Origin of the sequence: Micromonospora sp. BQ11 (assembly GCF_052068135.1) — a bacterium.
Lineage (GTDB): Bacteria > Actinomycetota > Actinomycetes > Mycobacteriales > Micromonosporaceae > Micromonospora.
In genome coordinates this window covers 334,234-358,638 of the sequence record NZ_JBQHDB010000003.1, presented here as the reverse complement: position 1 = coordinate 358,638, position 24,405 = coordinate 334,234, and the positions used below count along the sequence as shown (strand labels likewise).

Here is a 24,405-nt window from a genome sequence, read left to right as displayed (position 1 = left end):
ACGTCGGGTGGTCCCGCTGCGACGATGTCGAGGTGGCCCTCAGCGCTCGGCCTTCGCGGCCCGCGTCGCGCCGTCTCCGATCACGGCTGAGCCGTCGCTGGGTGATCGTGGTGGCGGTCCTGCTCACCGTCTTGTTGGTCGCGGCAGCGGTCGGTTGGGCGTCGCTGCGCTTCGACGCCCCTATCCGGCCGGTCGAGGGCACCCCGTTCCGGTTGCGTGCTCAGGACGGGGTGCCGACGCAGCAGTCCGCTGGGATCGTGGCAGGGCTTCGGGCGCACCAGGAGTACATGCGTACCGTCGTGGGGTCGGCGATCGAGCAACCGGTCGAGGTGCGCGTGTCGTGGTCGCGGGGCTGCGAGCTGGGACTGGGTCCGGCGTCGGTGTCGACGGCGTGGGCGAAGCGGGGTCTGCTGTGCCTCAACGCCGCTCATCCTCGGTGGAAGACCGAGGCCGTCCGGTTCCGCTGGTTCCCGGCCTATGTGTCCGCTCACGAGGCGGTACACGCGTGGCAGGCCGAGGTCGGTTGTCACCACTCCGCCGATGGCCAGCGGTGGCAGTGGTTGTTCGAAGGTATGTCCGACGAGATCGCCTTCGCCGCGCTGGTGCGGGCGGGGCTGATCACCGACACGGAGGCCGTGGACCGCATCCGTCACCTGGGCGGCGTGGATGCCGGGCTGGGCAGCCTACGCCAGTATGAGACACCCAACTCCCGTACCGGTGCGGCCTATCCACTGTTCCACCTCGGGGCGCGGGTGCTGGTGCGGGCCGGTGCCGGCCCCGGAAGTTTCGCCGAGTTCTGTCGCGCCGAGGCGAGCGGCCGCGACTGGCGGCAGGCGTTCGCCGATGCCTTCGGCCTGACACCGGACGAGCTGTACGCCCGGGTCGAGCAGGAACGGGTCCAACTGGCCGGTTGAGTTGGTCGTCATCCGCCTGCTGTGTGGCCTCTTCGACTAGGTCGAGTGGCAGTGGGCGTTCATGTCGCCGTTCGGCGCGGCCGCGGCACAGGTCAGGAGGTGGCTCGACGTGAGGTCGCCCGGTGCGGGGTGGGCGGCGGATCGGACCGCCCACCCCTGGCCATCAGGTCAGTAGCGACGCAGAACGCGCTTGTCCGCGTCCAGGCCGCGGTCCAGCCTGATTACGATGAACTCGTTGTCGTCGGGCCGTCCGGCCGTCCGGCCCGCGGAGAACGGGAAGTTGTTGTCGTTGAGGACGGCGAGCGTGCGGTCGTCGAGGATCACCACGTCCTCGATCGTCTGGAACGGGAACGTGAAGGTGTCACCGAACCCCCCGACGTGCCGCGGGTTGGCGATGTTCATCAGGTCGGCGACCAGCGTCTTGTCGAGGCGGCCGTCCCGGTTCCGGTCGCGCTTGTCGGCGAGGTAGATCTTCTTGACCTTTGCCGTCTCCCCTTGGCCGTTGTCCCGCTCGATGATCAGGAAGCGGTTGCGGTCGACCACGATCGCGTCACCGATCGCGTGGCCGGGAGCGTCGAGCGCGTAGGTCCAGCGCCGACCGGTGTACGTGTTCGCCTTGATGTCGAATTCGTGGAGCTGAAGGGTGCCCTCCGGGTCTCCCTTCACCGTGCCCTCGAGCAGCGGGTAGAGCATGGCACCGTCGGGCGACTGCGCCATGCCCTCGAAGCCCTTGCTGCTGGCGAGGTTGGCCGGCGTCGCACCGCGGGTCGGATTCTCGGGAGCGAACACGCCCGGCAGCGGAACCGGCGCCTGCAGTAGGCGGCCCGCTCGATCGAAGTGCAGCAGGTACGGGCCGAACTCGTCACCGATCCAGTACGTGCCGTCGGCCGTCCGAGTGATCGACTCGACGTCGAAGTCGGCGCCGGTCAGCACGCGATCGGCGCGGGTGAGCGCGAACGGCACCTTGCCGTACGGGTCCGTCAGGTTGACGCCACCGACCACGTCGACAGCGCCGCGGGCGAAGTCCGGCGCGACCCGCTGGACACGCAGCAGGAAGTCGGCACTGTTGGCCTTGTTGCCGAAGCCGTTGTCGGACAGCACATCGAAGGTGCCGTCGGTGTTGCGCAGGACGCCGCTGAACCCCTGGATCGGTTGGTCGGCGAACGGCGGGACGATGCCGTTGACGGGTGCAGTGCCGAGGGAGGAGCCGGACGGTTCACTGCCGGGAACGAAGGTCGCTGCCGGCAGTGCGGCGAACCTCAGCAGCTCGGCCCGGTCCCAGGTGCTTCGCTCGGTTGCCGACGCGGCCCCCGGCAGGGTCAGGGTCAGGGCGGCCACCGCGGCAACCAGGCCCACCCGCTTGCTTGTCGCCATCGGTTCCTCATCTCTTCAAAATCGACCAGGTGCATCTCGGTCGTGATCCGAGAGCAAGGTAGAGGGGCGCAGTGAATTCGGATTGACCACGAGGGGGACGTTTCGCTTGCCGCCGACCCGGCCACGCCGTTCACGCGGGTCTTCGACCGCGCAGGCGGCCAGCGGATCAGGGAGCGGTTACGACTGTCTGCTGGTGGGGCGTGGTGGGGGAGCCAGCAGCCGCATCGGCGCCACGGCGGCCAGTGGGGGAGCGTCCGGGGTGGCTACCGTACGGGGAAGCAGCGCGGCGAGCCCGGCGCGCGTGGCCACGACGATGAGCCGGTCGGTGCGTACCAGTGGCCGGCGCTCCGGCAGCGACCAGATCGTCTGTCCGGCCCGGCCGGTCCGCATGGCGATCACACGCACCGCACCGGGTTGCGCGACCTCGTGGCAGTACCGACCCTCGAGGTCGGAGCCGGCGCCTACCGGAAGGTCGGCGACCAACAGCACCCGGCGGCCCACCGAGATGGTGTCGATGACCTCACGACCCATCATGGCGGCCGCGAACGCGGGCGCCGCGAGGTAGGACACGCTGCGCGACTGGTTGATGCCGAAGGTGCGTTCTATCCGTTCTGCGAAGCCGTCGTCGAACAGTCGTAACACCACCCGCAGCGGCGTCACGGTCGCCGCCGACGCCGCGTGGTGTGCCTCGTGCGCGGAGCGCCCCGACAGAGCGGTCTCCAGGTTCGTGACGTCGTCGGAGGTCAGCACGACCAACGCCCGGCAGGTGTGCACCGAGGCGGCGCGCAGCGTCTCCGGACGGGTCGCGTCCCCGACGATCACGGGCAGGCCCAGCCCGCGGGCGACCGCCATGCCGCGGGCGCTGTCGGTACGGTCGACCGCGACCACCGGGATCCCGAACGAGTGCAGTTCCTCCAACACCCTGGTGCCGATGTTGCCCAGTCCGACGAGAACCACGTGGTTGTCGATCGGGTCGGTGAGCCCTCCGGCAGCCACCGCCAGACGGGCATGTACCAGCGAGTCCACCATCAGAGCGGTGACCGTGGGCAGCAGCGCCAGCCCGGAGATCACCAGCACCACAGCGGTCACCTTCTCCGCCAGCGGGGCGCTCGGATCGGCCTCGGCGCTGCCCAGTGCGGTGAGCAGCGTCAGGTAGCCGGCCTCCACGGGAGCAAGGCCCCGGGTGTACGCGAGCGACGCACTGGCGACGGCGAACAGTCCGACCGTCGCGGCCAGCGCCAGCCGCAGGTTGCGGCTGAACACCAACGCGACGGCCCGCAGAACCCGGGGCCGCCGGCGCGGCGGAGTCGTCCGCCGCCGGCCGTAGGTACGGACGAGGACCAGGTCAGCGGCCGCCTCGTCCGCCGGGAGGACGACCGGTTCCGGACCGTCGGTGTCGGCCAGGCCGCAGACGATGTCCGCGCCGGTCGGATCGAGGGCTGACCGCACCGCGGTACGCACCAGTTCGTCGTCGGGCAGCCGCAGGTACGTCGGCGTCTCATCGCCGAGCGCTGCGGCGACGAAGGCCGGCGCGGCAATCTCCGAGCCGGACAGCACCGCGCAGTCCCCGAGCATCGCGGCCACGCCCTGACCGAGCACCGGATTGAACAGGCGCACCACGAGCCGTACCTCCGGAGCCAGTTCCCGGACGACCATGGCGGCGTCCACGTTGGTCACGTCGTAGCCGTTGACGAGCGCCACAGCGGCGGCGTCCCGGACGCCGGCCCGGTCGAGCACCTCACCGGTCAGGCGACGCGCCACGATGACCTCCGGGCGTAGTGCCACCGCTCCGGTCTCCGGTGCGAGTTCAGCGATGTCGGGCGCGTGGTTGTCGGTCAACGAGGACAGAACCACCGTGACGGCGACACCGTAGCGGTCCACCAGTTCGGCGACCAGGCGGCGGGCCAGCGCGCCGTCCCCGCAGACCACGAACCGCTGGCATGTCGGGTCCGCCTCGGGTCCTTGCCTGGTGTCATCGGACACGTCCGCATGGTAACCAGCCACCGCTCCTCCGTGCGGGCACCACCGACCCCCGTTCACCAGCGACGAAGTCATCGATGTCGATCGCGGGGAAGGCCCGACGGCACCCTCGTCATCCGCCCTCACCGTGTCCTCGACTGCGCCGCACGCTGGTCCGGGCCATCCGGCACACGCGGCCCTTGCGTCTGGTCATGGATCTTGCCGACGTCCGGGACGTCGACCTGACTCCCGCACGCGCAGCCTCACGCATCACCGCGCCAGGACGGCAACGCACCAGGTGATCAGTCCGGTCAGCACCACCAGTGCGGTCACGGCGGCAACCCGTGCCATGTGCAGGACGGCGGTCGCATGGGCGGACACCCGTTGGCTGGTGACGCCATAGACGGCGACAGCCGCGGCGAGCAGTGCTGTCAACCAGGCCAGGAACACCATGGTCTCGTTCAGAGGTGGATTCACCGGTCGCCTCCCGCAGCAGGGTTGCTGCCAGTCAGTGAACGCCGGCCGCGCCGTGATCAGACGGCCTGGCCGTGAACATCGAGTGGCCAGTCGGGGCGATCGCCAGCAGGTCGAACAGGCGTCGACCGGAGCCGGACGTGCGGAGGTGGACCGACCTGTCAGCGGATCGGAGCGAGGACCCGGTCGGATCCGGCCTCGCCCATGTACCCGGCGTCGATGTCGCCTGCCGCGTCGATGCCGGCCGGGCCCTGCGGGAGGATCCGGTCCAGCCACCCCGGCAGCCACCAGTTGGCTCGGCCGAGGAGCGTCATGGTCGCCGGTACCAGCACCATGCGCACGACCGTGGCGTCGATCAGGATCGCTGTGGCCAGACCGAGCCCGAACATCTTGGTCGACGGGTCCTCGGCGACGGCGAAGGACAGGAACACCGCCACCATGATGAGGGCGGCGGACGTGATGACCCGGGCGGTACCCGAGATTCCCTCCACGATCGCGGTTCCGTTGTCCCCGGTGCGCAGGTACTCCTCACGTACGCGCGACAGGAGGAACACCTCGTAGTCCATCGACAGACCGAAGAGGATCGCGAACAGGAACATCGGTAGGAACGACACGATCGGTACCGTGGCCTCCAGCCCGATCAGGGCACCACCCCAGCCCCACTGAAACACCGCCACCATGGTGCCGTAGGCCGCGCCGATGCTCAGCAGGTTCAGGAGCACCGCTTTCAGCGGTACGAGCACCGACCGGAACACCAGCAGCAGCAGGACGAATGACAGCGCCAGCACGGCGGCGACGAAGATCGGCAGACGCTGGCTGGTGCGCTGGCCCACATCGGACAGGCTCGCCGCGGCGCCGCCGACATGGGCCCTCGCCGGACCCGGTCCGATCACGCCGGGTAGAACGTCGGCGCGCAGCCGGGCGACGGTATCGGCCGTGGCCTGCTCCTGCGGGCCGGTGGTCGGAAACACCACGAGGGTCGCGATCCCCGTGGCCTCGTCGACCCGCGCGGGCGCGACGGACGCAACGCCCGGATCGGCCCCGACCGCTGCGACGAGCCGGTCCACCACAGCGGGAGCACCGGCAGGATCTACGGCAAGGACGAGCGGACCATTGGTGCCCGGGCCGAAGCCGTCGGCGACGAGGTCGTAAGCGCGGCGCTCGGTGCGGTTCTGCGGCAGCGTGCCGTCGTCGGGCAGGCCGACGCGAAGGCCGAGTACCGGCAGCGTCGCGGCCAGCAGCAGCCCGGCAGCGCCGACCGCGTACGGCACCGGGTGCCGGTTGACATGGCCGATCCAGCGCCGCCACCCGTGTGCGGGAACGGCGCTCGCCCCCGTGACCCGCCACCGTCCGAGCCGGACCGGTCTCCCGAGCCGGGCGACCCGGCTGAACCGACCGACCCGGGCGAGGCGTGGGCCGGCGGCACCGAGGAAGGCCGGCAGCAGCGTCACCGACGCGACCACCATGATCAGGACGACGAGCGAGACGGCGAGCCCGCCCACCGTCATGAACGGCACGTTGGCGACCGCCATGCCGAGGATCGACACGACGACGGTGCCGCCGGCGAAGACCACCGGTCGCCCGGCAGTGGCGACCGCTCGCCCGGCCGCCTCCCGGGGCTCGACCCCGCGCGCGAGATACTCGCGGTGCCGGGAGAGCACGAAGAGCGCGTAGTCGATACCCACCCCGAGACCGACCATGCTGCCGAGGACCGGTGCGAAGGTGGGGATCTCCGTCATCCCGGCGAGGACCGTCATCGTGGCGACCCCGACGGTCAGACCGAAGACCGCCATGCCGATCGGCAGCGCGGCAGCGAGGAGCGACCCGAAGGCCAGGAACAGGATCGCGGCAGCGGCGAGAATGCCGATCAGCTCACTGGCGCCGCCGTCGGCATCGGAGAAGACGTAGAAAAGGTCCCCGCCCATCTCGATGCGCAGTGGCATCTCGCCGCGCAACCGCTCGCCGAGACCGACGAGAGCGTCGAGGTCGCTGGTCGCCAGCTGGCTCTGGTCGGGGTACTGCACGCGAATGACGGCGATGCGCCCGTCAGCCGAGACCAGGCCGCCGCGGACAGCGGCGTTCCCGCCCAGGTCGAGCGCCCCCGCCGGGTCGCTCGTACCGAGCACGTGCGGGAGTCGCGTCACCTCGGCCTGCACGTGGGCGAGGGCGGTGCGCGCGGTGCCGTGGTCGAAGAACGTCGCTCCGCTGTCGAGCGGAGTGACGACCACCTGGGCGGTCATCCCTGCCTGACCGGTGCCGGCCCGCGCGATCAGCTCCGCGGCTCGTTGAGAATCCAGTCCCGGAACGGTCATCGAGTCCGCGGTCCGCCCGCCGACCGCGACCGCGGCGACGACCGCTAGCGCGGCGACGAGCAGCCACGCCGCGATCACCCGCCACGGATGGCGGGCGGCACTCCCGCCCAGACGGAGAAGGGCTTTCGTGAGCATCGGGGCCTCCAACGATCTCGTCGGCCGCGTTCGCGCGGCCACCGATCACCAGGTTCGTCGTGACAACCCCGCCGGACATCGGCTCGCGAGCCGCGGATCTGCCCGTCCCCGGACGGAGCACGCTCCGTTCTTTCGGCCGATGCGCGCCACGGCGAGCTCCCTAGGCTGAAGACCGTGCTGCGAGACGACCTGCGAACCCTGTGGACCGAACCACGGCCGCCCGACGCGCCGGGCCGGGTGTGGCGGGACTGGGCGCTGCTCGCCGGGGGCCTGGGCGCTGTGATGCTGGAGGCCATACTGCGGGAGGACGCCGTGTGGCGGCCGGTGGCTGTGGTGTTCGCCGTCTGGCTGTGCGTGCTGCCCCTGTGGCGCCGGACCCGTCCGCTGGCGATGGTTGCCCTCGGGTTCGGCGCGATGGTTGTGCTCCAGGTGGCCTCGCTGGTGGCCGCCCCACGGGAGCCCGTCGGCCTGTACACCAGCGGCCTCTTCGTGCTCGTGCTGGTGTACGCGCTGCCCCGGTGGGGATCGGGACGGGAGGTCGTGCAGGGAACCGTGGTGATTCTCTCGGTCTTCGCGCTGTCGGTCGTCACGGACGACACCCCGGCCGTCGACCAGGTCGTGGGCTTGGCGTTCCTGCTCCTGCCCGCGGTGATCGGGGCGTCCGTGCGGTTCCGGTCGACCGCTCGGCAGCGGCAGCTGGAGCGGGTGCGCTCCCGCGAGCGGGAGCGACTTGCCCGGGAACTGCACGACACGGTGGCCCACCACGTCTCGGCCATGGTGATCCGCGCCCAGGCCGGCCGGGTGGTCGCCGGCGCGGACCCGGCCGCTGCCGTCGAGGCGCTGGAGGGCGTCGAGGAGGAGGGCGCGCGCACGCTGGAGGAGATGCGTGCCATCGTCGCCGCACTGCGGGAGGGCGGGACCGGACCGGAGCTCGCGCCGCCCGCCGGTGTCGCCGACCTGGAGCGCCTGGTGCGCTCCCCGGGGGGTCGTCTCCGCGTCGACCTGGAACTCGACGGCGAGCTGGACGCGCTGCCCCCGGCCGTGGACGCGGCGATCTACCGCATCGTGCAGGAGTCGGTGACCAACGCCATGCGGCACGCGGTCGACGCGACCGAGGTCGTCGTCCGGGTCAGCGGTGAACCGCACCGGGTACGGGTGACGATCCGGGACGACGGCGCGCGTGCCGGCCGTGGTCGCGACGGGTACGGCCTTGCCGGGCTGCGGGAGCGGGCTGCCCTGCTCGGCGGGCAGCTACGGGCCGGTCCGGGTGCCGACCAGGGCTGGCGGGTCGAGGCCGAGCTGCCACGAGGGAGGTCGAGTGCCCATCCGCGTGCTCATCGCTGACGATCAGGCGATCATCCGTACCGGGCTGCGGATCATGCTGGACGCCCAGCCCGATGTCGAGGTGATCGGCGAGGCGGCCGACGGGCGGCAGGCGGTGCGCATGGCGCGCGATCTGCGACCCGACGTCTGCCTGTTCGACATCCGGATGCCCCTGCTCGACGGCCTGGAAGCCACCCGGCTGGTCGCCGGTCCGGGCGTGGCCGATCCGATGGTCGTGGTCGTCATTACCACCTTCGATCTCGACGAGTACGTCTACGGCGCCCTGCGCGCGGGGGCCCGCGGATTCCTCCTCAAGGACGCCGGACCCGAGCTGCTGGTGCAGGCCGTGCGGTCAGCTGCGGACGGGGAGGCCCTCATCGCGCCGAGCGTCACCGTGCGCCTGCTGCGGGCGTTCGCGGACGTGCCGACCGGTCGGCCCGCTACGCAGCCGATCTCCGCGGTAACTGCACGCGAGGAGGAGGTGCTGCTCGCCGTCGCCCGGGGCCTGACCAACATCGAAATCGCCGACGCCCTGCACATCAGCCTCAGCACCGTGAAGACGCACCTGGCGAGCCTGATGGCAAAGCTCGGGGCCCGCAATCGGGTGGAGATCGCGATGTGGGCCTACGAGACTCGCCGGATCATCCCGGGAACCTGAGCCGGACCGCTTGGAAGCGGTGCCAGCTCGCCAATGGTCGCGCTCGCATCAGGTGAGCGCACATCCGAGCCCTCGCTGACGGCCTGCCCCTGCCGGAGACCACACGTCGGCTCGTCCACGCCATCCTGCTCATGCTGCGATGGAACGGCCCATCCCCTGACGTCGGGCGGGCAGCGACCCGGACGTCAGCGTCGACCTGACGGGAACAATCTGCCACCCACTGCGGGCGGGTCGGTAGGTGACCGAGGGGCGACAGTTGTGCTCACGGGTGCGGTGCCGCCTCGGTGATTGCCGACCACAGGTCGGTGTCGAAGCTGGTACGCCCGCCGGCGGGGGTATCGCCGAGGCGCACGACGACCAGGCCGCGCGACGGCACCACGTACAGCTTCTGGCCTCCGGCACCGAGCCCGACGGCCAGGTCGGCCGGAGCGGTGGGGATCAGCGACCCGGCGCGGGGGCTGGTGTCGCCGGGCAGCAGGTGGTTGTCCTGGCCGTTGAGCCACCACAGCGTGCCGTAGGCGTGGTTGAGGTCCTGGCTACGGGTCAGCATGGTCTCGCACCACCTGGTCGGCACCACCTCACGCCGCTCCCAGTGACCGCCGGCCAGCACGAGCAGGCCGAAACGGGCGAGGTCGCGTGCGGAGGCCACCAAGCCCTGCTCGGCGTTGCCTGCGGGCTTACGCCGCGCACGCCACACGGCCGCCGCCCCGGTGGGGCCGAACAGGGCAGCGTCGGAGAACTCCTGCAGGCTGCGTCCGGTCGCGGCGAGCAGTACCTGATGCAGCTTGGCGTAGGCGACGGTGTTGTACGACCACACACTGCCGGGTGCGGCGAGCGGGCGCAGGCTCTCGTCCAGGCCGCTGGTCATCGTGAGCAGGTGTCGGCAGGTGATGCCGGATTCGGCCGTACCGGCCCGACTCCATCCCGCGCCCAGCCACGACGAGACCGGATCCGAGGGCCGTAGCCGGGTGGCTGCCACCGCAGCGCCGAACAGCATCGCCACCACGCTCTTCTGCACCGAGGCGACGTCCCGCGCCGTCGAGGCGTCCGTGCCGTTCCAGTACCGCTCGGCAAGGATCCGGCCGTGCTCGACCACGACCAGCGCCGTACTGTCGCGCTGCCCTGCCAGCTGCAGCACACGGTCGAGGGCTGGCTGATTCCAACCGCGCGCACCCGGATCGGCGTCAGCCCACTCCGCGTCGGCGGGCGGGAAGTACATGCGGGGCACGGCGCGTTCCCTCGCCGGGTCCGGGCTGGTCCCAGCATCTGCTGGGTCCGTTGCGGCGCAAGCGGCGGCAACCATCGCCAAAGCGCCCCCGGCGGCCGAGACGAGGGCGAGGGCGCGTCGACGGGACAGGCCCGTGCCGGCTGCGTCTGGTCGTCCGGTGGTACTCGAACCCATGTCGTCTCCTGTCGCCGTTGTCCGCCACCGACGAGCGGCCGTCAGTGCCGTTCAAGCGTCGGAGCTGGCAGCTTCTGTCAGGACAGCTTCAGGCCCGTGGGTCAGAGATGGGCAAGTGGCGGGTCAGCAGTCGGTAAAGGAACCGACGTCTGGCGGACGACGGCCGGCTGGCCTCGGATCGATCGGTCCGTAGCCCCTGGTCGGATCCTGACTCCGTGCGGATGCCCGGATCGCGGGGCCGGTCGTGGTGACCTGCTCACCTGCTCGCCGGGTTCCACCAGCCGGTGCTGCAGGGCGCTTGAAGATGCTGGTCCAGAGCCAACAGCGCGTGCGCCCTCTCGGCCGTCCAACCGGTCCGCGTGACGACCGGCTCGACCGACTCCGTCGCCCGGCGGCGCAGGTCCGTCGCGGGGACAGGCGGCGATGCCAGGAGGCACGCGGCCTGTACCCGGGCGAGCGTGCCGTCGACATCGTCGGTGTCCCGGGCGGGCAGAAGAGCGGCCAGGGTACGCCGGTCCCGGTCGCGTACCGTCATGTCGCATCGCTGTGCGGCATGGACAACGGCCGCGCGGTCCCGCACCGCGGTCGCGGTGCGGTCCGTCATCGCCGCACGGATCCTGCCGCCGAGCAGGGACGTGATCGTCGTCGAGCAGCGCTTCGTCATGGCTGCGGCGAGGCCCAGCGCCGCGATCCGGACGTCACCGGCGTCACGCGACCCGACAGCGATGGGGTCCAGGTCGATCGCCGACAGGAGGTCGGGCGCGGTCGCGACGGCGAGCAGCACGCGGTCGCCGGGAGCGAGGTCCGGGTCGGACCAGTCGACGAGCTCCTCCACCGGGACACCGGAGGCGGTGAGGGTGTGTACGACGGGCAGTGCGGCTCCAAGGTCACCGGCTTCCGTCGTGTCCGGTAGTCGCCCCTGCCACCGCACCACTCCGCGGAGCCACCGCACGAGCCCGGGCGCGGCGGGCAGGGGGACGCCCGCGGTGTGGGCCGAGTCGATGATGTTGACGATGCCGCTCTGCCCCAGCGTGGTCGCGGTGCCCGCCGGGTCCTTCTCGGCCACGGCCAGGGCGGCGCGGAGCGCGGAGCGGACCGCCTCGTGGGAACCGGCGACGTTGAGCAGGGCAGACAGCGTAACGGCTGCGGTGATGTCGATCGTCGCGCTACGGGTGATCTCCGCCGACACCGCTGCCGCGAGGTCCGGAACCCGTCGGGCCACCGCCGGCGGCGTCGGGCACCGCCGGCCACCGGCCTGGGCCACGAGCGTCGCCTCGGCCAGCCGGGGCAGGGCCGCCTGCACGGCCGGGGTTTCGCCGGTCGACGCCGCGGTGGGTGCGGGCGGGCACGCGGACGACCGGGCCGCCCGGTCGCGCAGCGCCGTCCACCGCAAGTGCGGAGCCCGCGCGAGCACCTCGGCGGTGAGTCGCAGCCCGTGGACCGTTGTGGACGGGTCGGCCGGCCCTCCGGGCTGCTGTGCGAAACCCCCTGACTCCGTCGTCCGTGCCTCCAGGGCCGCCAGCGTGTCCGGCAACACCGGACCGGTTCCGGTCGGCGCGGTGACTCCGGTTCGCAGGCCCAGCCACGACAGGTAGGGATCGAACGGGGGCCCGTCGCCCTGCTCCACCGGTTGCCCGTCCAGTCCCGTCGGCAGACCCCGCAGAGCCGCGGCCGGGACCGGCTCGCCGAGCGCCCGCAGCCCGGCCAGTGCCTGGAGGGTGACCGTCGCGCTGCCGACCGCGGTGGGGTCGATGACGATCGGGCCCCCGCGCCCTGGTCGCACGACGTCGCGCAACAGCGTCTGCAGGCTCGCCCGCTGGTCGGGCGTCAGGACCGGCGGTGCGGGTGCGGATGTGGCGTCCGCCGGAGGAGAGGGGTCCGGGGTGCACGCGGTAGCGACGAGGAGCGCGACGGCCGAGGCCACAGCCCCACACCGGCGCCGGAAACCGTGATGCGGAATGAGGAGCGGAGTGGCCACGTCGTCCACCGTCCAGGCAGCACGACGTCGAGGTCGTGCATCAGCAGTGACGGCATCATCAGATCGCACGCAGCGCTCATCGACCACTGTGCGATCGCCCAACGGGCTCGGCGCCGGCTTTGCCGTCGTGCACAACGGCCGGTGCCGCCGCACACATTCCTCCGCACCGACGCTGGGCATCTGCCCAGTAGCAGCGGCTCCGGTCGGTCGATCTACTGGTGGACGTCGAAGCTCTGCCGCCGGTCCCGGATGTCATGCCGACACGGGGACCCGACCATACGGATCGCCATGGTGAGAAGACTTCCTGTCGGTGCACCGCTGTCCCTGCTGGCCGCCGGTGTGGTGGTCGCCCTGTCCCTCGGCTCGTGCTCCGCGCCCCCCGACCAGGCAGAGCCGCTGATGGACCCGAGCTGGCGTCGGAACGCGGCTCAACTCCTGAGCGACCTGGTGGTCCTGTCACCGGCGGCGGCGTCGTTCACCGAGCCCGTCGAGCGCGACGCCACCGACATCGTCGCGGCGGCGGCGGCCACCCTCACCCACCCCGCCCTGACCGGACCCGACCACCCCACCGACCTCGACCCACGGCTCCGGCAGCGCACCGTGGCGACGCTGGAGGCCGGTGACACCGGACTGCGGACGATCGTTTCCACGAACGCGGACGACGCACTCAGCTCCGCGGCGCTGCGAGCCCGCGCGGCGGAATCGATGTCCGCGCCGGGGATCGTGTCCGACGCCACCGTCAGCGTGCTGACTTCCGCGGTCCCCCCGCGCGATCCCGACGCCGTCGTCCGCTGGCGTTTGCAGGCAGCCCGTTTCCTGGCCCGAATCGCCCGCGTCGACCCCGATGCGCAGACCGCCCGGTTGCGGTCGGCGCTGGGCACCCCGCACCCGTGCGCCGCCGTCGCCGACGTCCACGCACTCGGTGCCGTCGCCGAGACGTACACGCTGACCGGCGGCACCTGCGCCACCAGCGCCGAACAACAGGCGCGGCTGCGCACGGTCCTGACCGAGCTACGCGATCGGCTGGGCGACGACACCCGGTGGAATCCGCTGGACCCACCACTGCTGGTGGGCCTGGCGCACCTGGCGCACCACGGACAGGTCGAGCGCACCGCTGCGGGCCAGGCGGTCGACGCTGCCGTGGCCGCGCTGCGGCAGAACCCGCGGGGGGTCGTCGCCGTCACCGGGCAGTCCGGGCCGCTGCAGGTGTTGGACGCCGCCGCCGTCCTGGGCGTCACGGTCGATCCGGGACCGGCCCTACCCGCCCAGCTGCGCCAGGTGCTGCGCTGGCAGGGCGCCTTACCCGAGATCCCGTCGCGGCTCGATGCCGAGGAGACCGTACTCGGCCTGCGTGCCGCCGCCGACCTGCTGGGGGAGCGGTTCGACACCCACCGCTACCTCGACCTGAACCGTCCTGAGCTGACCCGCCAGCAGCGCTTCATCCTGGCCCGTGCCTTTCAGCCCGCCCGGGCCGCCGAGTGGTCCGACCCCGCTGGTCAGGAGCCCCTGGCGCGGGTCCTGGCGATGACCGGCGCCGAGGACCCGTGCCGGACCGGCCTGGCGGACCTGGTCCGCCGGACCGGTGTGGCGACCAGCCACCCGGCCGTCACGACGCGTGACCTGCTCGTCGCCGCGATCGCCGTCGAGGCCGCCCGGCCGTGCGTGAACGGCACGGAACGGGAGTCGGCGCGCACCGCGGTACGCGACGGCCTGCGGCGTGCCGAACGCGACCAGCACCGCTACGGACTGCAGGGACAGCCCCCGGACCCGCTCTCCACCTGGTGGGCGTGGGAGACAAGCTGCCTGCTCGACGGCCATCTCGACACCGACCGGACCGAGGTGCGCCGGTGGCTGGAGCGGACCGTGGCGGTCGATCCACCCTCGGTCAACACGACGGCCACCGCGATCTACGCCGCCGTACGCCTGGACGCCCTCGCCACCGCCGGCTGCTCCCCACCCTGGTGGGACCTCGGCTAGCCGCCCCCTACTCCCGCCCGATCGGCCCCCACCCTCCTGACGCCGACCGGTGGGCTCACCGTCACCACCCCGAAGTTCTCCCTCCAGGCCCCCAGGGGCCCGACGAAAGGACACCTCCATGTCAACCCGTAGATTCGCTACCGCGCTGGCCGGTGGAACCCTCGCCGCGCTCGCACTCGTCGCCACCGCCGCGACCCCGGCGATGGCCGACCGCTACCGGAATCTCGACTGCACCGAGCCGTCGGCGAGAACGGCCTCCTGCACCATCGCGTTCGGAGACCAGGCCTACGCGCCGCTGGCGAACGGATCCCCCCAGGGCTACATCGCCGCCTTCGACGACGAGGTCTACATCGCCGACTGCGTCGTCGACGTGTTCGGCTACTGCCACCCGGGCACCAACGAGATCAGCCACACCGGTCTGTCGTCGGCGCACTACAACGTCGTCAACGCGCCGGTCGCCACCCTGCCGACGATCATCGTGGACGACAAGATCGAGGCGAAGAGTGCCGTCAACGGGACGGTCCAGATCGACGCGTTCGGCCTCCAGGCCGGCTTCATCCTCGACAACGGGGTCCTCACCCGCAAGGTCACCTCACGGCCGTCGACCAGGTCGATGCGGCTTCCGTTCACCTTCGAGTACGTCGCTGGGGCGCTCGCGTCGAAGATCGTGCGCAACACGACGGCGACGTTCCAGGCTCCCGGGACCGAGGGCGGCGTTCCGGTGGGCGCCCGGGGCGAGATTCCCCTCCGGATGCCGGTCTAGCGGGATGACCCCCGCGACCTCCACCTCGTCTGGGAAGGATCACCAGTGACGTCACCGGGCACCAACCCGCTCGTCCGCGTCAACCGACGCTGCACCCGCCTCGCGAGCGCCGTGAGCGTGGCGGTCCTCGCTGTCGCGCTGCCGCTCGCGCCGGCCCTCGCCGCCGGCCAGGCCACGGTCACGATGAGCGGGCTGCACACACTCACCCCCGGCGCCCTGCCCGACGGCACGGTCGTCCCCCTGAGCGCCTCGTTCCGGGAACAGGTCCGCTACCCGATCAGCGCGCCCGGCCGAGGCACCATCCAGGGCGAGATGAACGGTACGTGCGGAGGAACCACCACCGTCAACCGCCCAACGGCCACCATGGCGGCCACCTTCACCCTGACCGGCCCCAGCACCGCCGACTTCAGCCTGCTCACCGACCGTGGGGGCGTCAGCATGACCAACCAGTCGGCCCGGCAGATGACGGTGAACGTCGGACCCGGCGCAACACCCCTCGCCATCGACTTCGATGACTACGCCGTGGGATTCAACTGGGTACCCGGCACCGTCCTGACCCGGCACGTCCGCCAGATCTGCCGGTACGCGAGCGTGTCCCATCCCTTCGTCGCCACCGCCTACGACCGCCACACCCTCAACTAGCCCCGACGGAGCCCACCCATGCGCTATCGCCCATCCGCGTCGGCGGCTCTCGTCGCCGTGTCGATCACCGCTGCGGTCCTGACGCCCTCGGCCGCCTCCGCCGCGACGGTCCAACTCACCGACCGGGACACCGTCACCGTTCCCATCACCGGGGGGCCCGGTGAGATCTCGCTGTCCTCGATCTCCAAGCTGTCCAGCAACGCGGGATCGCTGACCACCCAGGCGGACAGCCAGCCATATCTGGCTCAGGTCCTGTGGCAGAGCGTCCGTTACCACCGGACCACCATGACGCTGACGGTCGAGGGAACCACCGCCCCCGGCTGGCTGGCGCGGGTGCCGCACGCGGCACTCGACGTCGTGGACGGCAACACCCTGACCGTCTACTGCCGGAGCACCGGCTCCAGCAGCCCCGAGGGCTGCCCCGTCAAGGCGACCGCCCGCTACCAGCCCGGGTCGACCTACCGCCACAACACCACGCACACGGTCGACCTCGGCCTCACCGGGGTCTACACCCTGTCCACCACCATCGGAGCACCACTGTGAACCGCGACAAGCGTCGGCGGACGCCGGCCCGTACCCTCGCGGCGCTCGCGGCCGCGACCGTCGTCGCGGCCGGCACCCAGGTCGTCACCCAGAACGCCGCCGCGGCCGCGGACAGCCCCACCTGCACCGCGACCACCTGCACCGTGCTCCCGCACCGCTGGGCCCGCAAGGTGCTGGACCCGGAGACCTGCATGGGTGTCCAGGTCCGCGAGCGCATCCAGTACCCCGCCTCCATGACCGGCCGGGGCACCATCCGTCCCCTCGCCGGCGGCGAATTCGGCTACGGCTACACCGGTCCGGGCACCAGACCCACGAGCGTGTCGCTGGCCGGCACCATCCGGGCCCAGAAGTACGAGGCGTGCGGCTCCGAGCCCGAATTCGCCCTGCTCGCGCAGAGGATCGAGCAGTTCGACACGATCCTGCTCACCGACATGGGCAGCGTGTCGGCCAACTGGACCGGGACCACCCTCGGAGCTCGGCAGACGATCAGTGGCAACCAGGTCAGCCTGTACAAGGCCAGCGGCTTCTACGCCGAGAAGGTCGCGTTCACCTCACAGCTCGACTTCACCGTCGTCGCGGGCAGCACCCTGATCCACGACGTCTTCACCCGGTTCACCTACGACGGGCTCGGCGTCTACACCGTCAACGTCCACAACGAGCAACCGATCCGGCGGTAGATCCGCCCACGTGCCGGCTCCACCTGCCCGCCACGGGTAGGTGGGGCCGGCACGGACATCTCGCAGGGCGGTGGCCGGCGGCGATCGCGGGTCTCCAGCGGGGCTACTGGCTGTCTGGGGCCAGTCGGTGCAGGGTCAGCGCGCTGGCCAGCAGCTGGATACCCCGCACGGAGGTCGGACTCACGCCGGTCAGCCGCTCGATCTGGCGCAGCCGGTAGTCGAGGGTGTTGCGGTGCACGTGCAGGGTGCGGGCGGTGGCCTGTTTGTCGATGTTCGACTGGTACAGCATTTCGAGGGTGCGGCGCAGCTCCGGACCCAGGCGGTCCAGGACCGACGTCAGCGCGACCCGCTGCGCTGATCCCGCCAGCATCCGTTCCAGCGCCACGTCCGCGGCGGTCACGACGGCCCGGGGATCGCGGGCGGCGACGGCGAGATCGCGGATCACGGTGGCCTCCTGCCAGGCCGCGCTCACCCCACCGGGCGTCGTGGCCAGGGCCACGCCGCAGACGGCCTCCCCGGCCGGATCGTCGGGACCCAGGGTGGCGAGCACGTCACGGCCGCCCCCCGCCGGATCGCCGCCGTCGTACGGGGCCACCAGCACGAAGCATTCGCCGTGGAGCACGCCGAGAACATGACGAGCGGACCGCAGGACCCGGTGCAGCATCGCCGTGGCCGCCGGCGCCCCACCGTGACCGTGCTCCCGCACCAGGACCAGCCACGGGGTCGTGGTCGGTAGCCCGAGGCCCTGCGCTCCGGCGACAGATAAGCGGCCGTCGAGCCAGGATCGACACACCGCGGTCTTCAGGTCCGCGAGGTGCCCGTGTTCGGCCAGGCCCTGCTCGTAACCGGACAGGAGCAGGTCCGCCAGACGTGGGCCCTGATCGCGCATCACTCCGGCCACCGCCCGCAGGGTGGGAACGTCCCGCACGTCCGTACGAGCCCACAGCACGTGCGACATCGCCTTCTCCAGCGCACCGACCGACTCGAGAAGCTGAGCGCGGGGGAGTCGGTGCCGCCCCTTTCGCCGGCCCGGCTCGACGAGCAGGCGCATCGCGTCGTCCTCGGGTTCGACGTCTCCACCTGCCCAGGCGAGCATCCGGTGGAAAGTCTCGCCGACCGCGTCACGGGTGAGGTTCCAATCCGGCCCTTGGCCGGCGTAGACGGCGGGAGCCACCTCGGTCAGCGCGGCCATGGCGGCATCCAGGAGCACCCCGCTGCTGGCGGCGAGCCGTGCCAGGGCAGCGGTGTCGACCTCGGTGCAGCCAATATGCGATGTCACAGGCATGGGAACCCCCGGAGGATCAGGCCGCAACAGGTACGTGGAGCGTCCCGCCAGCCGCTCACCTTCCGCTCACGATCCTGGTTTGTCGGCTTCGCCGGCAGATAGAGCCCGCGACGCGTCAGCCTGCGACCTGTTCCGTTGCCGCAGGAAAGCACCCACGAGAGGGAAGTGACAGGCCCACGTTCTTCAATCGGGGTCGGGCGCCGTGGCCGCGTGCGCGTCCGGCACCGACCCGATCGCGACGTAGTGGGTGCGTGCGCGGATGCGCTGGTTGTCCACGAAGGCCTGAGCGGCGCGGAGCCAGAGGGTCGGGGCGAAGTCGAATCGTGCCAGGGCCTGCGGCTCACCTGCGGCGGCCAGGATGCTGGCGAGCAGGACGCCGGTCTCCGCGGGATGGATGCGGGGGCGCGGCAGACGCAGCAGCTCTCGTACGACGGCGACGGTGGGTCGGGGCTCCAGCGACCAGCGGCAGCAGTGCGCGGAAAAGATCTTGAGTACGGCTCCACTGCGTTCCGCGACGTCGACGGCGGCTTCCGCGTCGCGCAGTGCCTCCCGGTGTCGGCCGTACCGAGCGTGCAACAGGGCACGCACGCGCAGCACGTCGGAGTCCAGTTGGTGGCCACCCGGCACGAAGGAGGCGAGCTCGGGCTCACGATCGTGCAGGTCCCCGGACCAGAACCGGTGGACCAGGCCGACAGTGCGCAGCCACGTCCGCTCGGTGTCGGTGAGCCGGTGGGAGGGGAGGGCGGCGGCCTCGGCGAAGGACCGCGACGCGGCGGTCAGGTCACCGAAGGCCCAGTGGTGGGTGATGATGTTGGCCCGCGACGGAAATCGCACCGGCAACCCGTGTCGCTGCGCCAGCGCCTCGCCGGCCCGTAGATCGTCGATCGCGTGCGGGTCGCCGCCGTGCATTCGGACGACGGCCCGGTTGTTGAGCACACTGGGCTGCGGGTCGACCTGTGGATCGTGCAGAAGCGCCGCGCGGTCCGCCGCCCGGCCGGCCGCCTCCTGGTCTCCGGCGAGAGCCAGCAGGGCCGCCCCGACGGAGAGCACCCGGACGGCCGCCGGTGACGGCGCGCTCGACATCGCGCTCCGGACCGCACGGCGTATCCCCGCCGTGGCCGCCTGCCCATCGCCACACGCCCACGCAATCCAGCCGAGCACCAGGTCCGCCTTCGCCACCTCTTCCGGGCCACCGTGGCGGAGCAGCAGGTCGCAGGCCTGTCGTAGCTCGTCGATTCCGCCCACGCACTGGTGGTACAGCGCCTCGCCCAGATTCAACAGCACGTGGGCGCGGACCAGGTCATCCTCCGTGGCGAGGGAGAGTGCGGTCCGGAGCCGACCGACGGCGGTGGAATAGTCACCGCGGGCCAGAGCGAAGGAGCCGGCGGCCCGGATCGCCGCAAGCGCGCGAGCGCGGAACGGGTCGTCCATCCGCCCGCCCGGTGCGACTATGGCCTGCTCGTAGTGGTGCGCGACGGCGTCGATCGTGGTGGCACCTCGGTTGGGCAGTGCCTCCCACCACTCGGCCGCCCGGCGGTGCCCCAGCGCCTTGCAGGAACCATCGATCTCCTGGTAGCCGACGGTACGCAGCGCGCCGTGCGTGAAGGTGAACTCCGCCTCGTCGTCGATTCGCGAGTCCGCGGCGCGGCGCAGGAAACCGAGGCGGCACAGCCTCCGGGTCGCCGCGGTGACCTCGGGCGGCGGTTGGTCGGCGGCCCCGATCGCGTCTGCCACCGCCTGGATCGCGCTCGTCCACGCCGTGTCACCGATGATCGCCGCCGCCCGGAGGACCGTGACGTCGGCCGGTGGCAGGGTGGCCCATCGGTCGCGGATGACGGCCTCGAGCCGGGTGGGCATCGGCGTGGGTTCCGCGAGGGCGCCATCGGCGCCGGCATGGTGGGCACCTGTCGAGCGGACCAGTTGCTCGCAGAAGAGCGGGTTCCCGCCGGCCCGCTTCGCGATGTCGGACACCGTCTGCTCCGGGGCGGCGGGCAGCAGCCGACTGACCAGCTCGCGGCAGGCGTCCAGGTCCAGAGGAGCCAGCGCCAGCGCGGTGCCGTCGGTGCCGCCGGCGGTCCAGGTCGGACGGGTGGTGATCAGGTCCAGTCTGCTCGTGCACACCACCAGCAACGGCCGATCACCCAGGGTGAAGATCACATTCGCCAGGAAGTCGAGGAAGGCGGGCAGCGCCCACTGGATGTCCTCCACGACCAGGGCCAGGGGCTGCTGGGTGCGCGCCCGAAGCACCTGTTCCCAGGCGTGGCTCGCGTCGATCGTGTCCACGCCGTCGTGCTGGCCGCTGATACCCAGCGCCGCGGCCAGCATCCTCGAGGTGCCGGGCAACCCCGGCCCGAGATGTCGGCCGACCGCTCCGACAGCCCGTTCGGTGCTGTCGGTGACCCGCACACCGGCCTGGGCGGCCAGCATCTCCGTCAGCGGCGAGAACGCGCCGGCGGAGGGCTCGGGACGACACCGCGCCGTCCAGACGGTCACTCCCTCGAGCGCGGGCGTGGTGAGCAGCTCGCCCACCAGGCGGGACTTGCCGATGCCCGGTTCACCGAAGACCGTCACCAGATGCGCGACCCGCGACTGGAACACCCGCCCAGCGACCTGCTGGAGCAGGGCGAGCTCACCGTGCCGGCCGACGAAGTCCCGTGTCCGCTGAATCCACAGCGGCGTGAGCGCTGGTGACGTACCCACGTGGCCCGGCAGTGTCTTGTTTTCCAGTATCGACTGGTGGATGGCGCGGACCCACTCGCCCGGCTCGGCGCCGAGCTCACGCCGAACGTTCGCGCGCAGGCGGGCGTAGTACGTGAGCGCCTCCGCATCTCGACCGCAGGCGCGCAGGGCCAGCAGCAGCAGGCCGGCCGTTCGCTCGCGCAGCGGATCCGCGGCGGCCGCCACCTCGATCTCGGCCACCACCTCCCGGTGCCGTCCGAGCCGCAGTTGCCACTCCCACCGAAGCTCCTCGGCGGACCGCCGCTCGGCCTCCAACCGCACGGCGTTCGGCAGGTCGCGCAGCGCGGGAACGCCGTCCAGGACCGGTCCGCGCCACAGTTCGGTGGCCCGCCGCATGGTGGTCACCGCCTGCTCGACGGCGCCGCGACCGGCTTGACCCCGGGCCAGGGACACCAGCTCCCGGAACTGGCAGGCGTCGAGGAGGTCGGGCGCGATGATCAGCCGGTAGCCGCCGGTTGCCGGCTCCCAGCACACGTCGATCCCGCAGGTGCCGTCCTCGAGGGCGGAGGCGCCGGTGAGACGTCGGCGCAACTCATGGACGCGTTGGTGCAGCGAGTGTCGCGCTCGTGCGGGAGCGGTGTCCGGCCAGACCGTCTCGATGAGCCGTTCGGCGGAGACCGGACCTGCGCTGTGCAGGGCCAGATAGCCCAGCACGGCCCGCTGACGCGCACCACCGACAGCCACTGTCTCCCGGCTACGCACGAGCCGCAGCGAGCCGAGGATCTCCAGCCGGGTCGTCACCACCGGCCACCGGCGAGGTCCCGGAGGGTCGCGCCACGCACGCAAGACAGTATGCCCCGGCCATGCCGATCTCGACCAAGTCCCTGACCGCGCGTTGAGGCTGTCCCAACGGTGCGCGGCAAGGTCGACACAAGTCAGCGCCGCTGGTGTCTCGGGTCCGCCCGAGATCGGCCGTCCGCGGCGCGCTGCCGGTCCGCCGACCGCCCGGCCCAACGGCGATGGGTGACACCGGTGGCGCCGTCACCGACCACCCCCACGGCGTACGACCCTCGCAGCTAGGCGATGTAGACCAACAGGGGTGGACCGAATTCGCCCTTGCATTCCAGAGCCACCGTTCCGGGCTCGGTGAACGTCATGCTCAGCGACCCGCGCGGCTTGACGATGCCGGGCGCCTTGACCGTCGCGGGCAGCCTGCCCTGCACCAACCGGAAGGTGCACGCCTTGCCTCTGGTGTTGGTCCACACCACCGTGTCGCCCCGGGCGATCTGGAGACTGCCGGGGGAGAACTCGACGTCGAAGTTCCCGGCACCGATCTCCACGGTGTGTCGGGTCGGGGACGGCGGTGGTCCCTCCGGGACGGGCGCCCCGGCAAGCGGTGAGCCGAAGTTGTCGACGATGCCCTTACCGACGGAGAAGAACCCGGCGATGCCCGTCCCGACGAGGAGGAAGATGCCCACGACCCACGCGACGGCGAAGCCGAGGGCGATCTTCTGCCACAGCGGTCGACCCGGTGTGCTCACCCGGGAGCGTGTGGTGGCGTTGGTGATCGAGCGGGCCTGCACCGTTCCTCCCCGCACCACCCCGACCACGGTCACCTGTTCGCCGTCGGAGAGCCGGCCACGAACGTCGTATCCCCGCATCTCCACCGACACGGACTGCCGGATCTCACCGCCGGCACCGGCGACATCGACGCGGAAGGTCAGGATCTGGGTGGGATCGCTGGGCATGCCGGAGGGCCGTTGCTGCACGTGCCGGGCGACACCATGGACGGTGACCCGGCGACCCTCCAGCAGCGGCACCGGCCCGTGCCCCGGCCCGCCCACACCGCTCGACTCGCCACGGTACTCCCAGGCCTCCCCGTGGCGGTCGTTCCCCGCCCGCCGGCTGGCGACGGGAGCGACGTCCTCGTCCGGCTCGTATGGACTGTGACTCATCTCGTGACCCGCCGTTCCCTGACCGTTGTCCGTCGAGCTGACCGCGTCGGGTCCCCGCGCCCGTGTCGCACGGGTGCCAGAACCGATGTTCGACGGTACGAGGGGCTGGGCTGCTCCGTCGTGAGTAGCGCACTACTCACGACGCCACGCCCCATGACGTGGCGGTCCGTGAGCATCGTGACGGGGCTACCTCATGACGTGGACCGCCTGACAAGTCGCCACCGACCCGCCTTACTTGCGGCGGCGACGCGGCTCAGTGGCGGCGACCGTCAGATGGTGAGTGCGTTTGTAGTCGCTCTGCTGGGTGGGAGGCTGCTCGGGCTTGCTGCTTCTCGGTCACGCGGGTGCTGGTTGGGTCGTTGGCGTTGTGGGGTGGGCGGGGGCCGAGTCCCTGCTCGTACTGGCTGCGGGGTGTGGCCTGCGTTCCTTCTCCGGGACGGGGGGAGGGGCGAGTCTCGGACGGCGTTTGTAGTCGCTCTGCAGGGTGGGAGGCTGCTCGGGCTTGCTGCTTCTCGGTCGGGCGGGTGCTGGTTGGGTCGTTGGCGTTGTGGGGTGGGCGGGGGCCGAGTCCCCGCGCGTGCTCGGCGCGGGATGTGGCCTGCGACCCTTCCTCGGGACGCGCCGGTGGGGTGGCGTTCGTCCTCTCCCCGCCCGGCTTGCGACTGCCGTCCGACTGGGTACCGAAGCCGGTGGGTGGGACCGTGTTGGGCTCCAGGAGCCGTCCGTTGACGGTGCCGTCGGTCGCGGTGGTGACCTTCTGCAGCTTCCCGTTCCCGTCGGTGCCCGTGGCGGCCGTGAGCCGGCCGTCGTCGCGGACCTGGTAGTGCTGCGGAGTGCCACCCGGTTGGGCAGGACCGCCGAGGAGTTCCCCGCCGTGCACCATGAATGTGCTGCTGTGGGGCACCGTTTGCATGGGCCGCTGCTGAGCGTCGTAGATGCTGACCGGCATACCGGTCACCGAACCGCTGAGCTGACTGTTGCGGAGGTCGAGCGGGACCCCGCTGGGCTGCGTGCGGTTGTGCGGGTCGGCTCCCTGCACGGTCGCGACCCCTTGGTATCCGCGCCTGAGGGTGTTGCCGTTGGCATCCTTCTCGTCGAAGCGGAGGGTATGACCCCTGCCGTCCTTCACCGGTTCCAGCCGGTGGTTGGAGCCTGAGACCAGGAACAGATCCGATTCGGCCTTGGTGGGCGCGGGCCCGCCGGTGGTGACCGGGTGGTTCTTCCGGTCGACCAGCACGTCGCGGTCCCGGGGGATGTTCAGGGGGATACCAAGCGGATCATGGCGTGGTTTCGGAGTCATCGGATCGTCCCTTCCTCGGTTGGCTCACCACGGCTGTGGCCCGCCCCGTCCGGGC

Annotated in this window: 18 protein-coding genes; 8 read left to right on the top strand and 10 right to left on the bottom strand. The window is 71.5% G+C overall.

Annotated features, from left to right (window positions below; all coding sequences use genetic code 11):
- Nucleotides 1-110: 110 nt before the first annotated feature.
- On the top strand, nucleotides 111-914 hold the full coding sequence (locus ACTMSW_RS08800; protein ID WP_441180019.1) for a hypothetical protein: 804 nt from the start codon (nucleotides 111-113) through the stop codon (nucleotides 912-914).
- 168 nt (nucleotides 915-1,082) lie between these two features.
- On the opposite strand, the gene ACTMSW_RS08795 is transcribed toward ACTMSW_RS08800, so the two are convergent.
- From ACTMSW_RS08795 to ACTMSW_RS08780, 4 genes are all read right to left on the bottom strand, one after another.
- Complete coding sequence (locus ACTMSW_RS08795; protein WP_441180018.1) at nucleotides 1,083-2,288, bottom strand: esterase-like activity of phytase family protein; 1,206 nt, start codon at nucleotides 2,286-2,288, stop codon at nucleotides 1,083-1,085.
- A 177-nt stretch (nucleotides 2,289-2,465) separates the two neighbouring features.
- A complete protein-coding gene (locus ACTMSW_RS08790; protein ID WP_441180017.1) occupies nucleotides 2,466-4,271 on the bottom strand; it encodes an NAD-binding protein in 1,806 nt (601 codons plus the stop codon).
- 246 nt (nucleotides 4,272-4,517) lie between these two features.
- Entirely contained in the window at nucleotides 4,518-4,724 is a 207-nt protein-coding gene (locus tag ACTMSW_RS08785; RefSeq protein ID WP_441180016.1) for a hypothetical protein, read from the bottom strand.
- A 158-nt stretch (nucleotides 4,725-4,882) separates the two neighbouring features.
- Entirely contained in the window at nucleotides 4,883-7,168 is a 2,286-nt protein-coding gene (locus ACTMSW_RS08780) for an MMPL family transporter (protein ID WP_441180015.1), read from the bottom strand.
- 174 nt (nucleotides 7,169-7,342) lie between these two features.
- Here ACTMSW_RS08780 and ACTMSW_RS08775 point away from each other — a divergent pair, with 174 nt between their 5' ends.
- Complete coding sequence (locus ACTMSW_RS08775; RefSeq protein WP_441180014.1) at nucleotides 7,343-8,512, top strand: sensor histidine kinase; 1,170 nt, start codon at nucleotides 7,343-7,345, stop codon at nucleotides 8,510-8,512.
- Nucleotides 8,487-9,149: a response regulator gene (locus tag ACTMSW_RS08770; protein ID WP_441180013.1), complete on the top strand. Its 663-nt coding sequence runs from the start codon at nucleotides 8,487-8,489 to the stop codon at nucleotides 9,147-9,149. Before ACTMSW_RS08775 ends, ACTMSW_RS08770 begins: the two co-directional genes overlap by 26 nt.
- A gap of 262 nt (nucleotides 9,150-9,411) precedes the next feature.
- Here ACTMSW_RS08770 and ACTMSW_RS08765 read toward each other — a convergent pair whose 3' ends face one another.
- Together ACTMSW_RS08765 and ACTMSW_RS08760 are read right to left on the bottom strand one after the other, a co-directional pair.
- Entirely contained in the window at nucleotides 9,412-10,368 is a 957-nt protein-coding gene (locus ACTMSW_RS08765; protein WP_441180196.1) for a serine hydrolase domain-containing protein, read from the bottom strand.
- A 439-nt stretch (nucleotides 10,369-10,807) separates the two neighbouring features.
- Entirely contained in the window at nucleotides 10,808-12,334 is a 1,527-nt protein-coding gene (locus tag ACTMSW_RS08760; RefSeq protein ID WP_441180012.1) for a hypothetical protein, read from the bottom strand.
- 486 nt (nucleotides 12,335-12,820) lie between these two features.
- On the opposite strand from ACTMSW_RS08760, the gene ACTMSW_RS08755 reads away from it, so the two are divergent.
- From ACTMSW_RS08755 to ACTMSW_RS08735, 5 genes are all read left to right on the top strand, one after another.
- On the top strand, nucleotides 12,821-14,506 hold the full coding sequence (locus ACTMSW_RS08755) for a hypothetical protein (protein ID WP_441180011.1): 1,686 nt from the start codon (nucleotides 12,821-12,823) through the stop codon (nucleotides 14,504-14,506).
- Between the two features lie 118 nt (nucleotides 14,507-14,624).
- Nucleotides 14,625-15,269, top strand: a complete 645-nt coding sequence (locus ACTMSW_RS08750; RefSeq protein ID WP_441180010.1) for a hypothetical protein — start codon at nucleotides 14,625-14,627, stop codon at nucleotides 15,267-15,269.
- Nucleotides 15,270-15,314: 45 nt separating this feature from the next.
- Nucleotides 15,315-15,911 carry a hypothetical protein gene (locus ACTMSW_RS08745; RefSeq protein ID WP_441180009.1) on the top strand — a complete coding sequence of 199 codons (597 nt, stop codon included), beginning with the start codon at nucleotides 15,315-15,317 and terminating at the stop codon, nucleotides 15,909-15,911.
- A gap of 18 nt (nucleotides 15,912-15,929) precedes the next feature.
- Nucleotides 15,930-16,454: a hypothetical protein gene (locus ACTMSW_RS08740; RefSeq protein ID WP_441180008.1), complete on the top strand. Its 525-nt coding sequence runs from the start codon at nucleotides 15,930-15,932 to the stop codon at nucleotides 16,452-16,454.
- Nucleotides 16,451-17,131, top strand: coding sequence for a hypothetical protein (locus ACTMSW_RS08735; RefSeq protein WP_441180007.1), 681 nt, complete (start codon nucleotides 16,451-16,453; stop codon nucleotides 17,129-17,131). Before ACTMSW_RS08740 ends, ACTMSW_RS08735 begins: the two co-directional genes overlap by 4 nt.
- Nucleotides 17,132-17,234: 103 nt before the next feature.
- Here ACTMSW_RS08735 and ACTMSW_RS08730 read toward each other — a convergent pair whose 3' ends face one another.
- The 4 genes from ACTMSW_RS08730 to ACTMSW_RS08715 all read right to left on the bottom strand — a co-directional run bounded on the left by ACTMSW_RS08730 (nucleotide 17,235) and on the right by ACTMSW_RS08715 (nucleotide 24,350).
- On the bottom strand, nucleotides 17,235-18,416 hold the full coding sequence (locus tag ACTMSW_RS08730) for a PucR family transcriptional regulator (RefSeq protein WP_441180006.1): 1,182 nt from the start codon (nucleotides 18,414-18,416) through the stop codon (nucleotides 17,235-17,237).
- A 183-nt stretch (nucleotides 18,417-18,599) separates the two neighbouring features.
- Nucleotides 18,600-21,896: a BTAD domain-containing putative transcriptional regulator gene (locus ACTMSW_RS08725; RefSeq protein ID WP_441180005.1), complete on the bottom strand. Its 3,297-nt coding sequence runs from the start codon at nucleotides 21,894-21,896 to the stop codon at nucleotides 18,600-18,602.
- Nucleotides 21,897-22,171: 275 nt separating this feature from the next.
- Nucleotides 22,172-23,050, bottom strand: a complete 879-nt coding sequence (locus ACTMSW_RS08720) for a cupredoxin domain-containing protein (RefSeq protein WP_441180004.1) — start codon at nucleotides 23,048-23,050, stop codon at nucleotides 22,172-22,174.
- 253 nt (nucleotides 23,051-23,303) lie between these two features.
- Nucleotides 23,304-24,350: a hypothetical protein gene (locus tag ACTMSW_RS08715; RefSeq protein WP_441180003.1), complete on the bottom strand. Its 1,047-nt coding sequence runs from the start codon at nucleotides 24,348-24,350 to the stop codon at nucleotides 23,304-23,306.
- Nucleotides 24,351-24,405 lie beyond the last annotated feature (55 nt).